This is a genomic window from Sphingopyxis sp. Geo25 (assembly GCF_949769135.1).
Classification (GTDB): Bacteria; Pseudomonadota; Alphaproteobacteria; order Sphingomonadales; family Sphingomonadaceae; genus Sphingopyxis.
In genome coordinates this window covers 1192523-1205358 of the sequence record NZ_CATKOZ010000001.1, presented here as the reverse complement: position 1 = coordinate 1205358, position 12836 = coordinate 1192523, and the positions used below count along the sequence as shown (strand labels likewise).

At 65.6% G+C, this 12836-nt stretch carries 11 protein-coding genes; 8 read left to right on the top strand and 3 right to left on the bottom strand.

What is annotated here, in order from left to right; all coding sequences use genetic code 11:
* Positions 1-22: 22 nt before the first annotated feature.
* The 4 genes from QOL68_RS05950 (at position 23) to QOL68_RS05935 (ending at position 4053) form a co-directional block, all read left to right on the top strand.
* The gene (locus QOL68_RS05950) at positions 23-673 is read left to right on the top strand and encodes a CpaD family pilus assembly protein (RefSeq protein ID WP_282947789.1); all 651 of its coding nucleotides are present in this window, start codon (positions 23-25) and stop codon (positions 671-673) included.
* On the top strand, positions 670-1950 hold the full coding sequence (locus QOL68_RS05945) for a pilus assembly protein CpaE (RefSeq protein ID WP_282947787.1): 1281 nt from the start codon (positions 670-672) through the stop codon (positions 1948-1950). Before QOL68_RS05950 ends, QOL68_RS05945 begins: the two co-directional genes overlap by 4 nt.
* 71 nt (positions 1951-2021) lie before the next feature.
* Positions 2022-2990, top strand: a complete 969-nt coding sequence (locus QOL68_RS05940; protein WP_204993010.1) for a type II secretion system F family protein — start codon at positions 2022-2024, stop codon at positions 2988-2990.
* Positions 2991-3003: 13 nt separating this feature from the next.
* Positions 3004-4053, top strand: coding sequence for a type II secretion system F family protein (locus tag QOL68_RS05935; RefSeq protein WP_204993011.1), 1050 nt, complete (start codon positions 3004-3006; stop codon positions 4051-4053).
* A gap of 57 nt (positions 4054-4110) precedes the next feature.
* Here QOL68_RS05935 and QOL68_RS05930 read toward each other — a convergent pair whose 3' ends face one another.
* A complete protein-coding gene (locus tag QOL68_RS05930; RefSeq protein WP_204993012.1) occupies positions 4111-5112 on the bottom strand; it encodes a fumarylacetoacetate hydrolase family protein in 1002 nt (333 codons plus the stop codon).
* Positions 5113-5164: 52 nt separating this feature from the next.
* Positions 5165-5578 carry a hypothetical protein gene (locus QOL68_RS05925; protein ID WP_282947783.1) on the bottom strand — a complete coding sequence of 138 codons (414 nt, stop codon included), beginning with the start codon at positions 5576-5578 and terminating at the stop codon, positions 5165-5167.
* Between the two features lie 150 nt (positions 5579-5728).
* Here QOL68_RS05925 and QOL68_RS05920 point away from each other — a divergent pair, with 150 nt between their 5' ends.
* A complete protein-coding gene (locus QOL68_RS05920) occupies positions 5729-6952 on the top strand; it encodes an ATP-binding protein (protein WP_282947780.1) in 1224 nt (407 codons plus the stop codon).
* Here QOL68_RS05920 and aptA read toward each other — a convergent pair.
* The gene (gene aptA / locus QOL68_RS05915; RefSeq protein WP_282947778.1) at positions 6949-8262 is read right to left on the bottom strand and encodes an omega-aminotransferase AptA; all 1314 of its coding nucleotides are present in this window, start codon (positions 8260-8262) and stop codon (positions 6949-6951) included. The two genes, QOL68_RS05920 and aptA, sit on opposite strands and share 4 nt — an antisense overlap.
* Before the next feature lie 504 nt (positions 8263-8766).
* Between aptA and QOL68_RS05910 the strand changes: the two genes are divergently transcribed.
* From QOL68_RS05910 to QOL68_RS05900, 3 genes are all read left to right on the top strand, one after another.
* Positions 8767-10113 (top strand): glutamine synthetase family protein, encoded by a 1347-nt coding sequence (locus QOL68_RS05910; RefSeq protein WP_204993016.1) that lies wholly within the window; start codon positions 8767-8769, stop codon positions 10111-10113.
* A 114-nt stretch (positions 10114-10227) separates the two neighbouring features.
* Entirely contained in the window at positions 10228-11496 is a 1269-nt protein-coding gene (locus tag QOL68_RS05905; protein ID WP_282947776.1) for an NAD(P)/FAD-dependent oxidoreductase, read from the top strand.
* Positions 11493-12836, top strand: coding sequence for an aspartate aminotransferase family protein (locus QOL68_RS05900; RefSeq protein WP_282947774.1), 1344 nt, complete (start codon positions 11493-11495; stop codon positions 12834-12836). Before QOL68_RS05905 ends, QOL68_RS05900 begins: the two co-directional genes overlap by 4 nt.

Sequence of the window (12836 nt, the reverse complement as noted above, 5' to 3'; positions counted from 1 at the left end):
GCCGGTTTTCAGGAGCAAAGTGATGAAGAAGATCGCAACATGGACCGCCCTGGCACTGGCAACCACGCTCGCCGGATGTACGGGCGCGGCAAATGGCAATCGCGGCCTTGAATCGGTCCACCAGCCGGTGGTCCGGAACACCATCTATCAGTTCGATGTTGCTGCCGGATCGGGCGACATCGCGCCGAGCGAGCAGGGCCGGCTCCAGGGCTGGCTCGACGCTCTGGGCGTGCGCTACGGCGACCGCATCGCCATCGAGGATCCGTCGGTCTATGGCGCCAGCGAGGCGCAGGCGACCGTCCGCGCGATGGTGGAGCGCCGCGGGCTGCTACTCAGCAACGACGTGCCCGTGACCACCGGTGCCGTTCCCCCTGGATCGATCCGCGTCGTCGTGACGCGCGCGACTGCGCATGTCCCAGGATGCCCCGACTGGTCGAGCAAGTCGGCGATCAACTTCACCAATGCGACCTCGTCGAACTATGGCTGCGCGACGAACGGCAACCTCGCCTCGATGGTCGCCGACCCCAATGATCTGATCAAGGGTTCGGCCGCCAACAGTACCGACCCGAGTACCGCCACGCGCGCTATCAAGACCTATCGCGAGAAGCCCCCGACGGGCGCCGGCGATCTCAAGGGTCAGTCGACCACCAACTCAAGCGGAGGCAGCCAGTGAACGCTCCTTTCAAAGCAGCAGGGCTGCGTGACCCCTTCAACGCGTTCGTCTGCGACGACGATACGCTGGAGCTGATCCGCGTCGCGGCCGCCGACATGGGCTGGCCGACCGAGAAGTGCAACAAGGGCGGGCTGCGCAACGCCGTCCAGTCGCTGTCGGTCTCGGCGAGCCCGAACATCCTGTTCGTCGACATGTCCGAATCGGGTGACCCGATCAACGACATCAACGCGCTGGCCGAGGTTTGCGAACCCGGCACCGTCGTGATCGCGGCGGGTCAGGTGAACGACGTCCGCCTGTACCGCGACCTTCTGTCGAGCGGTATCCAGGACTATCTGCTGAAACCGTTGTCGCTCGATCAGGTGCGGGAATCGCTGACGATGGCGCAGGCGATGCTGTCCGCGCCGAAACATGCCGACATGCACGACGACAAGCCGCATCACATGATGGCGGTGGTCGGCGTGCGCGGCGGCGTGGGCGCGTCGCTCGTTTCGACCTCGCTCGCATGGGCGATCAGCGAACAGGCCGACCGCCAGACCGCGCTGCTCGATCTCGATGTGCATTTCGGCACCGGCGCGCTGACGCTCGACCTCGAGCCCGGCCGCGGCCTGATCGACGCGATCGACAATCCCAGCCGGATCGACGGCCTGTTCATCGAGCGCGCCATGGTGCGCGCGTCGGACAAGCTCAGCCTGCTCTCGGCCGAAGCGCCGATCCACCAGCCGGTGATGACCGACGGCTCGGCCTTCTTCCAGCTGGAGGAAGAGCTGCGCAACGCGTTCGAGATGACGATCGTCGACATCCCCCGGCACGTTCTGATCCCCTTTCCGCACCTGGTGCAGGAAGTCGGAACGATCCTGCTGGTCAGCGACGTGACGCTCGCCTCGGCGCGCGACACGATCCGTCTGCTGTCCTGGTTCAAGCAGAATGTTCCGGGTGCGCGGGTGATCCTGGTCGCCAACAAGTTCCAGAATGCCGTTGGCGAGCTGTCGCGCAAGGAATTCGAATCGTCGATCGAACGTCCGATCGACTTCACCATTCCGTTCGATCCCAAGCTGGTCAGCCAGTCTGCGAAACTCGGCAAATCCTATGCCGAAATCTGCAAGGGCACAAAGGCCGGTCAGGTCTGGACCAGCCTGATGCGCCTCGTCATCGACGGTGCCGACGAAAGCGCCGAAGAGGCGCCGGTTGCGCCGGCAAAGGCAAAGGCCAAGTCGGGTGGCTCGCTGTTCGACAAGATCGGCGGGCTCGGCACGCTGGTGACGAAAAAGGCCAAGTGAACCGGCCAGAGCGGCTTGCCGGGTGGCAGGTTGCTCCGGCCACCCAGGGATAAGGCGGGCAAAGGGCAAACATGAACCTGCAATTGATCCTCGTCGTTGTTGCCGCCCTCGTCGCGGTCGGAATGCTGGTCATGGCGCTTGCCGGTCCGTCGGTCAGCGGCGTGAAGAAGCGCCGACTGTCGTCGGTGCGCGACCGTCACGCCGCCTCGACCGAAGCCGTCGTCGCCGCGCAGATGCGCAAGACGATCCAGGCCCGGAGCGGCGGCGCCGCGAGCATCTCCAACCTGATGCCGCGGCGCGAGCTGATGGAAAAACGTCTGCGCCGTACTGGCAAGGGCTGGAATCTCAGCCAGTATATGTTCTGGTGCATGGGGCTGTTCGTTGTCGTGACGGGCGCGCTGCTCGTGTTGCGGACCCCGTTCCTGCTCGCCGCGCTCGTCGGGCTGATGGGCGGCGTCGGCCTGCCGCACATGGTCGTGGGGCACCTGATCAAGAAGCGCGTCAACGCCTTCAATACCCGCTTTCCCGACGCGATCGACCTGCTCGTCCGCGGCCTGAAATCGGGTCTTCCCGTGACCGAAACCTTCCAGGTTGTGAGCCAGGAACTGCCCGGCCCTGTCGGCGACGAATTCAAGGGCGTCGTCGAACGCATCCGCATCGGCAACACGATGGAAGCAGCGCTGCAGGAATCGGCCGAAATGCTTGGCACGCCCGAGTTCCAGTTTTTCTGCATCACCATCCAGATCCAGCGCGAGACGGGTGGCAACCTTGCAGAAACGCTCGCGAATCTGTCCGACGTTCTGCGCAAGCGCGCGCAGATGAAGCTGAAGATCCGCGCGATGTCTTCGGAAGCCAAAGCCTCGGCCTACATCGTCGGCGCGCTGCCCTTTTTCGTCTTTGGCATCGTCTGGTCGATGAACCCCCAATATCTCGCCGGCTTCTTTACCGAGCAACGGCTGATCATCGCGGGCGTCGGCGGGCTCGTCTGGATGAGCATCGGTGCCCTCATCATGAAAAAAATGATCAGCTTCGAGATCTGAGGGGCGCGGACCGATGAACAGCAATTTCCTTCTTACCGCCGCCTTCTCCGGAGCCCAGAGCGGCCCCAAGCTGATGGGGGTCGATGTCGTCTGGGCTGCGACGATGTTGGCCGCGGTCGGTGTCGGCGCGGTGCTCTTCGCCATTTATGGCGCGCTGACCGTGCGCAATCCGATGACCAAGCGCGTCAAGGCGCTCAACGAGCGCCGCGAGCAGCTCAAGGCGGGCATCACGGCGTCGACCACAAAGCGCCGCGCCAAGCTGGTCCGCAAAAACCAGACCGCCGACCGGATGCGTACCTTCCTCGGCAAGCTGCAGGTGCTCCAGGAAGAGCAGATCAAGGACGTTCAGCAGAAGCTGGCGCAGGCGGGCATCCGGTCGAAAGACCTGGCCGTTGCCGTCATCTTCGGTCGCCTCGTGCTGCCGATCCTGTTCGGCGGCATCGCCGCGACGCTGATCTATGGCATGGACATGTGGCCCGACCTGACGACGGTCAAGCGCGCGGGCTTCACGATGGGCGCGCTGATCCTCGGCTACAAGGCGCCCGATCTGTTCGTCGACAACAAGCGTCAGAAGCGTACCGATGCGATCCGCAAGGGACTCCCCGACGCGCTCGACCTGCTCGTCATCTGCGCCGAAGCCGGCCTTACCGTCGACGCCGCCTTCTCGCGCGTGTCGAAGGAACTCGGCCGCGCCTATCCCGAGCTGGGTGAGGAGTTCGCGCTCACTTCGATCGAGCTCGGCTTCCTGACCGAGCGCCGTCAGGCGTTCGAGAACCTCGCCTATCGCGTCAATCTCGATTCGGTGAAGGGCGTCGTGACGACCATGATCCAGACCGAAAAATATGGTACGCCGCTGGCCAGTGCGCTGCGCGTCCTGTCGGCCGAATTCCGCAACGAACGCATGATGCGCGCCGAAGAAAAGGCCGCGCGCCTGCCGGCGATCATGACGGTGCCGCTGATCCTGTTCATCCTGCCGGTGCTGTTCATCGTCATCCTGGGGCCCGCGGCCTGCGCGCTCAGCGATGCGATGTCGGGCGGCGGCTTCGGTCGCGGGGGCGGCTGACCCCTGTTCGCCAGCACGAATGATCGAGGGGCGGGAGCAATCCCGCCCCTTTTCGTATCAGGCGACGGTCTGCTCGATCGCCCCGAAAATGCTGTGATGATGGTCGTCGTCCATCCAGATGCGGACGGTGTCGCCCTTTTGCATGAACGGCGTCTTCGGTTCGCCCTGCAGGATCGTCTCGACCGTGCGGACTTCCGCGAGGCAGCTATAGCCGAGCCCGCCCTCCGCGATCGGCCTGCCGGGACCGCCGTCGACGTCGCGATTGGAAACGGTACCCGACCCGATGATCGTGCCGGCGCCGAGGTTGCGCGTCTTGGCTGCATGGGCGATCAGCGCGCCGAAATCGAACGTCATATCGACGCCCGCGTCGGCGCGGCCGAGCGGCTTGCCGTTGAGATCGACCGACAGCACGCCGTGCAGCTTGCCGTCCTTCCACCGCGCGCCCAACGCGTCGGGGGTGACGAAAACCGGCGACATCGCGCTCGACGGCTTCGACTGGAAGAAACCGAAACCCTTGGCGAGTTCGGCCGGGATCAGGCCGCGCAGCGACACGTCGTTGGTGAGGCCGACGAGCAGGATCCTGCCGCGCGCCGCGACCGCATCGATCCCGGCAGGAACATCGCCCGTCACCACCACGACCTCCGCCTCCATATCGCATCCCCACGCCGGATCGCCCAGCGGAATGGGATCGCGCGGGCCAAGGAAGGCATCGCTGCCGCCCTGGTACATCAGCGGATCGTGCCAGAAGCTTTCGGGCATCTCCGCATTGCGCGCCTGCCGGACGAGCGCGACGTGGTTCACATAGGCACTGCCGTCGGCCCACTGATATGCGCGCGGCAGCGGCGAAGCGGCGTCGCGTTCGTGGAAGCGTTCGCGCGGGATGGCTTCGTGGTTGACGTCCACCGCCAGCGCCGCGAGCCGCGGTGCCGCATCCTCCCAATCGTCGAGCGCGGCCTGCAGCGTCGGGGCGATCGCGCCGGCGTCGGCGTACCAGGCGAGGTCGTCGGAGACGACAACGAGCCGGCCGTCGCGGCCGTGCTTGAGCGAAGCGAGTTTCACATCTGTCCCTTTGTCTGCGACGCCACGCATCGCATGATCGGGGGAGCGATGATCAGCGCGGCATCTGGATGGATGCGAAACAGGTAAAGCCGCTCTGCCCCGCCTGCAAGCGCCGGATATATTGCAGATAGGCCTGCGACTGATTGTAGCTTGTGCCCGGCAGCGTCTGGCCGCGAAAGGCGCGCTTCACTTCCTCGCCGGTGAACGGGCGCGGCGAGCCCGGGAAGGCGCCCTTGGTGCCCGGCGGCACGAGCTTGCCTTGCGCGTCGATATATTTCCCCGCCGCGGTCGGGCCGGGAACCGGAATCTGGCAGTTCATCACCGACACGGCGGTCTGGGCAAAGGCGGGACGGATCGTCAGCGCCGCCGAGACGCCGACGGCACCGAGCGCCAGCATCCTGCGCCGCGACGGGGCGGCATCGGCTGGATCGGCGGCATTTTCGGCGGGGATCGAGCTGTCTTCCATCGCGCAGCGCATAAACCAATGAAGCGCCGCGGAAAAGCAAAAGACCGCCTCGCCCCGTCCGCTTCCCTCTTTGGGACATTCGCGCGGCGGGGGTTAATTACCGTGAACATCCTTGCGGCACGCCCGGCTTCGTGCGAGGGCGCGCGAGCGATGTTCGACCGCCTCTCGAGCCTGGTTGCTGCCCTCACCCTGGTCGCCATCGCGGCCATCTTCGCGGCGTTGGCGGGCGGCGACGCGCTTTCGATCGCGATTATCGCCGTGGCCGGAGTCGCCGGCGTCGCGATCGTCTACGGCGCCCTGCCCTCACCGCTTCCCGACCCGCAAGGGCCCGCCACGATCGAAGAGCCGCCGGTTTCGCTGCTCCGCCATCCCGATTTTGCGCTGTGGGTCGACCAGGAGGACGAACCGTTGATCGGCGTCGCCGACAACGTCGTCACGATCGTCAACGACGCCGCGGTGCGCCTGCTCGGCCGCCACATCGTCGGCGCCGACATCCGCACCGCGATTCGCCATCCTGCCGCAACCGAATGGCTGGCGCGCATCGGGGGCGACGCACCGCTGGAAACGCTCAATCTCGTCGACTTCCCCCGCCCCGGCCAGCGCTGGACGATGCGCATCGCCACGCTGTCGGGAAGCGAGCGGATCATCTTCCTCTCCGACCGCTCGGCGATCGACGCGGCGGACCGGATGCGATCCGATTTCGTCGCCAACGCCAGTCACGAGCTGCGCACGCCGCTTGCGGCGATCCTCGGCTATGTCGAAACGCTGCAGGACATGAACGGCGAAGGTGACGCACCGATACGCCACCGTTTCCTGTCGATCATCGAGCGCGAGGCGCGGCGGATGCAGCAACTGGTGATCGACCTCCTCTCGATCTCGCGCGTCGAGGCGGACCGCTTCCGCCGCCCCACCCGTCCGGTCAATCTGGCCGCGATCGTCAAGACGACGATCGCCCAACTGCAGGACAGCGAGGCCTCGCGTCCGAAGGACATCATCGCGCGGCTCGGCCGCGGCGCGCAGCCCGTCCTCGGCGACGAGGCGCAGCTCGGACAACTGGCCCACAACATCATTTCCAACGCGATGAAATATGGCCGCCCCGGAACGCCGGTGACGGTCGAACTGGCGCGCGAGGGACAGCGCGTCCGCTTCTCCGTCAGCGACGAGGGCGAAGGCATCGCCCCCGATCATCTGCCGCGCCTGACCGAACGCTTCTACCGCGTCGACGAAGCGCGCAGCCGCTCGGTCGGCGGCACCGGGCTTGGCCTTGCGATCGTCAAACATATCAGCGAGCGCCACCAGGGGCAGCTCGACATCGAAAGCGAGCTCGGAAAGGGCACAAAGGTTTCGGTGACCTTCCCGCTGGCAAGCACCTAGTCGATCGTATCGAGCAGGTCGGCAATACGGCCGAACATCTCGTCGATCTGCACCTTCTCGACGATCAGCGGCGGCGACAGCGCGATGATGTCGCCGGTCGCGCGGACAAGCAGGCCATCGTCGAAGGCGGCGTGGAACAGCTCCATCGCGCGCGCGGTCGGGGCGCCGGGGCGCGGTTCGAGTTCGATCCCTGCGACAAGACCGATGGTGCGGATGTCGATGACATGGCGGCGCCCCTTCAGGCCGTGCGCCGCATCTTCCCAATAGGCGGCGAGGTCGTTCGCGCGGTCGAACAGGCCGTCGCGCGCATAGAGGTCGAGCGTCGCAAGACCCGCTGCGCTGGCGAGCGGATGGCCCGAATAGGTGTAGCCGTGGAACAGCTCGATGCCGCCCGCGACGCTGTCCAGCACCGCGTCGTGCAACTCGCGCTTCACCGCGACCGCGCCCATCGGAACCGCCGCGTTGGTCAGCCCCTTCGCCATCGTGATGATATCGGGCGTGACGCCCCATGCCTCCGACGCCGTCGGTGCGCCGACGCGGCCGAAAGCGGTGATGACCTCGTCGAAGATCAGGATGATGCCGGTGCGGTCGCAAATCTCGCGCAGCCGCTGGAGATAGCCGACCGGCGGGATGAGCACCCCGGTCGAGCCCGCCATCGGCTCGACGATTACCGCCGCGATCGTCTCTGCGCCGTGCAGGTCGACGAGGCGCTGCAGATCGTCAGCCAGCTCGGCGCCATGTTGGGGGAAGCCGCGCGTGAAGGCGTTGCGTCCGATATCGTGCGTATGACGCAGATGGTCGGCGCCGGGCAGCGTCGAAAAGACGCGCCGGTTGTTGACGAGCCCGCCCACCGTGACCCCGCCAAATCCGGTGCCGTGATAGCCGCGCTCGCGCCCGATCAGCCGGGTGCGCGTCCCCTGCCCCTTCGCGCGCTGGATCGCGAGCGCGATCTTGAGCGCGGTGTCGACCGACTCCGACCCGCTGTTGGTGAAGAAGATGCGGTCGAGACCGTCGGGCATCAGCGCCGCGACACGCTGGGCGAGTTCGAACGGCAATGGATGGCCGAGCTGAAAGGTCGGCGCGAAATCGAGCGTCGATGCGGCCTTCGCGATCGCCTCGGCAATCTCGGGCCGGCAATGACCTGCGTTGCTGCACCAGAGGCCCGCGGTGCCGTCGAGAATTTCGCGCCCGTCGCTCGACCGGTAATACATGCCGCTCGCGGAGACGAGCTGGCGCGGGTTCGCCTTATAAGCGCGGTTGGCGGTGAACGGCATCCAGAAAGACGCCAGCTGGTCATTGTCACCCCTCATCGATCGTCTCCATGCGGTGGCAGGACATTGGCTTGTCCGCCCCAAAGTTCACCAAAGTTCAGCCTTGTGCGACCAACTTTTGCCGTCCGCTCTCGCCGCGAAACAAGAGGTGCGGCAGACAGCGCGATCACGGCGCAAGGGCAGGACACCGACATTGGGGGAAGCTATCGCGCGCCAACGATGTAGGACAGTGAAAAATCGCGCGGCAGGATGGCGGCTCTGGGGTGGGGAGCCGTCCTTAAACCTCGTCATGCTGAACTTGTTTCAGCATCCATGGACTGAGCGTTCGTCCGGCGCGGCGCCTAAGGAAATGGCGGACCATGGATCCTGAAACAAGTTCAGGATGACGATACTAGAAATGTCGTGCTCCGGTCGTCTCCAGACAGTCGCCCACTGCATGGCCGGAGAAAAATGGCCGATACCGGCCCCTCTGGCGCTTCGCCGAACTTCGCGATAGGCTGGCCTTCCACAAACGGGCCGGCTCCTCGGCCCAATCGGGGGCACATGTCAGTCAATCTGGAACAATGGATCAGCGACCATAATATCGACGAAGTCGAATGTATCGTCCCCGACATCAACGGGGTCCAGCGCGGCAAGGTTCTGCCGGCCAAGAAATTCCTCTCCTCGGTCAAGGACAAGTCGCTCCGTATTCCGGGCAGTGTCTTCATCTGCACGATCGACGGCCACTACCCTGAGGATATCGACGATATCTGGGACAAGGACCCCGACAAGATATTGATCGCCGACCCGACTACGATCTGCGTCGCGCCAGGTTTCACCTCGCCGACCGCCTTTGTGATCGCCGACGCCTTCAACGGCGACGGGACCGAAGTCGACATCGCGCCGCGCACGATCCTGAAAAAGGTTCTCGGCCTGTACGAGGACAAGGGCTGGAAGCCGATCATCGCGCCCGAGGTCGAATTCTATCTCGTCTCGCAGAACGCCGACCCCGATTTCCCGCTGACACCACCCGTCGGCCAGTCGGGCCGCAGCGAAACCGCGAGCCAGCCTTATGGGCTGGAGGCGATGAACGAATATGAGGAGATCATCGATCACATCTACGACGATTGCGAGCTTATGGGGCTCGATATCGACACGATGATCCACGAAATGGGCGCCGCGCAGCTCGAGGTGAACTTCATCCACGGCGACCCGCTGCGCCTCGCCGACGAGGTGTTTCTGTTCAAGCGCGCCGTGCGCAACGTCGCGAAGCAGCATAATGTCTATGCGACCTTCATGGCGAACCCGATGGCGGGCCAGCCGGGCAGCGCGATGCACATCCACCAGTCGGTCGTCGACGCCGACACCGGACGCAACCTGTTCTCGACCGCCAACGGCCGCGACAGCGCGGCTTTCCGTTCCTATGTCGCCGGCCTGATCCGCTTCATGCCGCAAATCTCGCCGATGTGGGCGCCCAATGTGAACAGTTTCCGGCGGATGCGACCCGACAGCGCGGCGCCCATCAACGTGCAATGGGGCGTCGACAACCGCTCGTGCGGCTTTCGCGTGCCGGTGTCGGACAAGAACAACCGCCGGGTCGAAAACCGCCTGCCGGGCGCCGACAGCAACCCCTATCTCGCGATCGCTTCGTCGCTGGTGTGCGGCTATATCGGGATGGTCGACCGCATGGTGCCACCCAAGCCGATCACCGGCAGCGCGTACAACCGCGCGCGCACCCTGCCGCGTACGCTGGAGGCGGCGCTCGACCGGTTCAGCTCGTGCAAGAAGGTCCGCAATCTGCTGGGCGACGATTTCTTCGAAATCTTCTTCGCGGTGAAGGATTACGAGCTGTTCAACTATCAGTCGGTGGTGTCGAGCTGGGAGCGCGAACATCTGCTGATGCGGGTCTGACCATGAACACCCCCCACCGCTCCCCGTTCGCGTCGAGCGAAGTCGAGACGCCGTGCTGGCATGAGGGGTGTCTCGACTTCGCTCGACACGAACGGAATTAGGGCTGGTGTCTGAATGACCGATCGGCTGAACCACAGCTATTATACCGCGACCGCGCACGCATGGCGGCCGCAGACCTTCGACGGCGACGATTGCAGCTGCGACGTCGCGGTGATCGGCGGCGGGTTCACGGGCCTCAGCGCCGCCCTCGCCTGCGCCGAGCGCGGCCTCTCGGTCATCCTGATCGAGGCCGAGCGCGTGGGTTTCGGCGCCTCGGGGCGAAACGGCGGGCAGCTGATTCCGGGCCTGCGCTGGACGGCCTCCGAACTGGAAGCGGAATTCGGTCACGAGCGCGCCGACGCGCTGTTCGATCTTTGCTGGCGCGACAATCGCGCGAAGGCGCGGATCGAGAAGCATGGCATCTCCTGCGACCTGAAAGCGGGCCATCTTGAAGCGGCGTGGACGCCGAAGGATTTCGATGCGATGCGGCGCGAGGCCGACTATCTTGCAAACCGCTTCGATTATCGGACCGATATCGTCGCGAAGGCCGATATGTCCGCACATATCGCGAGCCCGCTCTATCATGGCGGGGTCCATGACCCGCAGGGCGGGCATTTCCACCCGTTGAACTATGCGATCGGGCTTGCGCAGGCGGCCGAAGCGGCCGGCGTGCGGATCTGGGAGGGCGAGCGCGCCCATCGCATCACCGAGAATAGAGAGGGGCCGGGCGTGATGACCGACCGCGCGCATATCGCTGCGCGCTACGTCATCGATGCGACCGACGGCTGGATCGGCGAGGTGGAGCCCGACCTCGGCCGCTACACCGTGGCGATCATGAACTACAACATCGCGACCGCGCCGCTCGCGAGCGCCGACGAACTACTCCCGACTGACGCCGCGGTCGCCGACAGCCGCTTCGTGCTCAACTATTTCCGCCTCTCGGCCGACAAACGCCTGATCTTCGGCGGGGGCGAGCGCTATTCGCAGACGCCGCCGCACGACATCGCCGCATTCGTGCGACCGTTCATGGCCGAGGTCTTCCCCCAAATCGCCGACGCGACGATCGACTATGGCTGGGGCGGTGCGGTCGCGGTGACGATGAACCGGCTGCCGCACATCGGGCGGCGCGGGAATGTGTTTTTCGCGCACGGCTTCTCGGGGCACGGCGCGCTGGTCACTACAACTGCCGGCGAGCTGATCGCCGAGGCGCTGGCAGGCACGGCCGAACGCTTCGATGTGCTCGCGAACCTCCCCGCGAAGCCCTTCCCCGGCGGCAAATGGTTGCGCCGGCCGCTCGCGACCTTGGGCCTGCTCTACTATGCGCTGAAGGACAGGCTCGGGTGATCGCCGACGCCGCCATCGCGCGCATCGCCGAACGCGAGGCCGAGCGGTTTCGGCGTGCCAACCCGCTTGCTTTCGCCCACCATGCTTCCGCAACCGGCTGGTTCCAGTCGGTGCCCTTTCACTGGATGAAGGACTGGCCTAGCCCGGTGCCGATCGTCGCCGCCTCGGCGAAGGACGCGATGCTGACCAGCATCGACGGCCAGACCTACGACGACTTCTGCCTCGGCGACACCGCGAGCCTGTTCGGCCATTCGCCGCCCGCTCTTGCCGCCGCACTGGCGAGGCAGGTAGGCGAAGGATTGAGCTATATGCTCCCGACGGACCGCGGCGCGGCTTTGTCCGAACGGCTCGCGGCGATGTTCAGCCTGCCGCAATGGCAGGTCACGACGACCGCCAGCGAGGCCAATCGTGCCGTGATCCGCTGGTGCCGCGGGATCAGCGGGCGGCGCAAGATCCTGATCTTCGACGGCGCTTATCACGGCGCGGTCGACGATGCCTTCGTCGATCTGAAAGGCGGTGCGCCGGCGATGCGCGCCAGCCTGGTCGGACAGGTCCACGATCTGCGCGGCACCACGGCGGTGGTCGAGTTCAACGACGAAGCGGCGCTGGCGGCTGCGCTGCGTGGCGGCGACATTGCCTGCGTCCTCGCCGAGCCGGTAATGACGAACGTCGGCATGGTGCGCGATGCACCGGGTTTTCTGCAGACGCTACGCACGCTTTGCGACGAGACCGGGACGCTGCTGGTCTTTGACGAGACGCACACGATTTCGTCAGGCTATGGCGGCCACAGCCTCACGCAAGGCCCGAAGCCCGACCTGATGGTGATCGGCAAATCGATCGGCGGCGGGGTGCCGTGCGCCGTCTATGGTTTCTCGGCCGATGTGGCCGGGCGCATGGCCGCACTCAACCGGACGCGACAGACCGGCCACAGCGGCATCGGGACGACGCTCTCGGCCAATGCGCTGGCGATCACCGCGATGGACACGATGCTGGGCGAGGTCGTCACGCCCGCCGCATATGACCATATGCTGCGCGGCGCGGCGCGCCTCGTCGCGGGGCTTGAGCAGGAAATCGCGGGCGCCGGGCTCGACTGGCACGTCACGCAGGTTGGCGCCCGCGTCGAATTCCTGACCTGCCCTACCCCGCCGCGAAATGGCGGCGAAGCCAAGGCGGCGATGCACCCCGAACTCGAGGCGGCGATCCACCTCTTCCTCGCCAATCGCGGGATTTTGCTGGCGCCGTTCCACAATATGATGTTGGTGAGCCCGGTTACCGGCGACGATCAGATCGACCGGCTGGTCGGCGCCTTCGCCGACTGCGTGCGTGCATTGAAGGAGTAG

Coding starts and splice junctions, on each gene's coding strand:
- QOL68_RS05940 (WP_204993010.1), top strand. CDS start 2,022: ATGAACCTGCAATTGATCCTCGTCGTTGTTGCCGCCCTCGTCGCGGTC.
- QOL68_RS05925 (WP_282947783.1), bottom strand. CDS start 5,578: ATGGAAGACAGCTCGATCCCCGCCGAAAATGCCGCCGATCCAGCCGAT.
- QOL68_RS05910 (WP_204993016.1), top strand. CDS start 8,767: ATGTCAGTCAATCTGGAACAATGGATCAGCGACCATAATATCGACGAA.
- aptA (WP_282947778.1), bottom strand. CDS start 8,262: ATGAGGGGTGACAATGACCAGCTGGCGTCTTTCTGGATGCCGTTCACC.
- QOL68_RS05935 (WP_204993011.1), top strand. CDS start 3,004: ATGAACAGCAATTTCCTTCTTACCGCCGCCTTCTCCGGAGCCCAGAGC.
- QOL68_RS05905 (WP_282947776.1), top strand. CDS start 10,228: ATGACCGATCGGCTGAACCACAGCTATTATACCGCGACCGCGCACGCA.
- QOL68_RS05950 (WP_282947789.1), top strand. CDS start 23: ATGAAGAAGATCGCAACATGGACCGCCCTGGCACTGGCAACCACGCTC.
- QOL68_RS05920 (WP_282947780.1), top strand. CDS start 5,729: ATGTTCGACCGCCTCTCGAGCCTGGTTGCTGCCCTCACCCTGGTCGCC.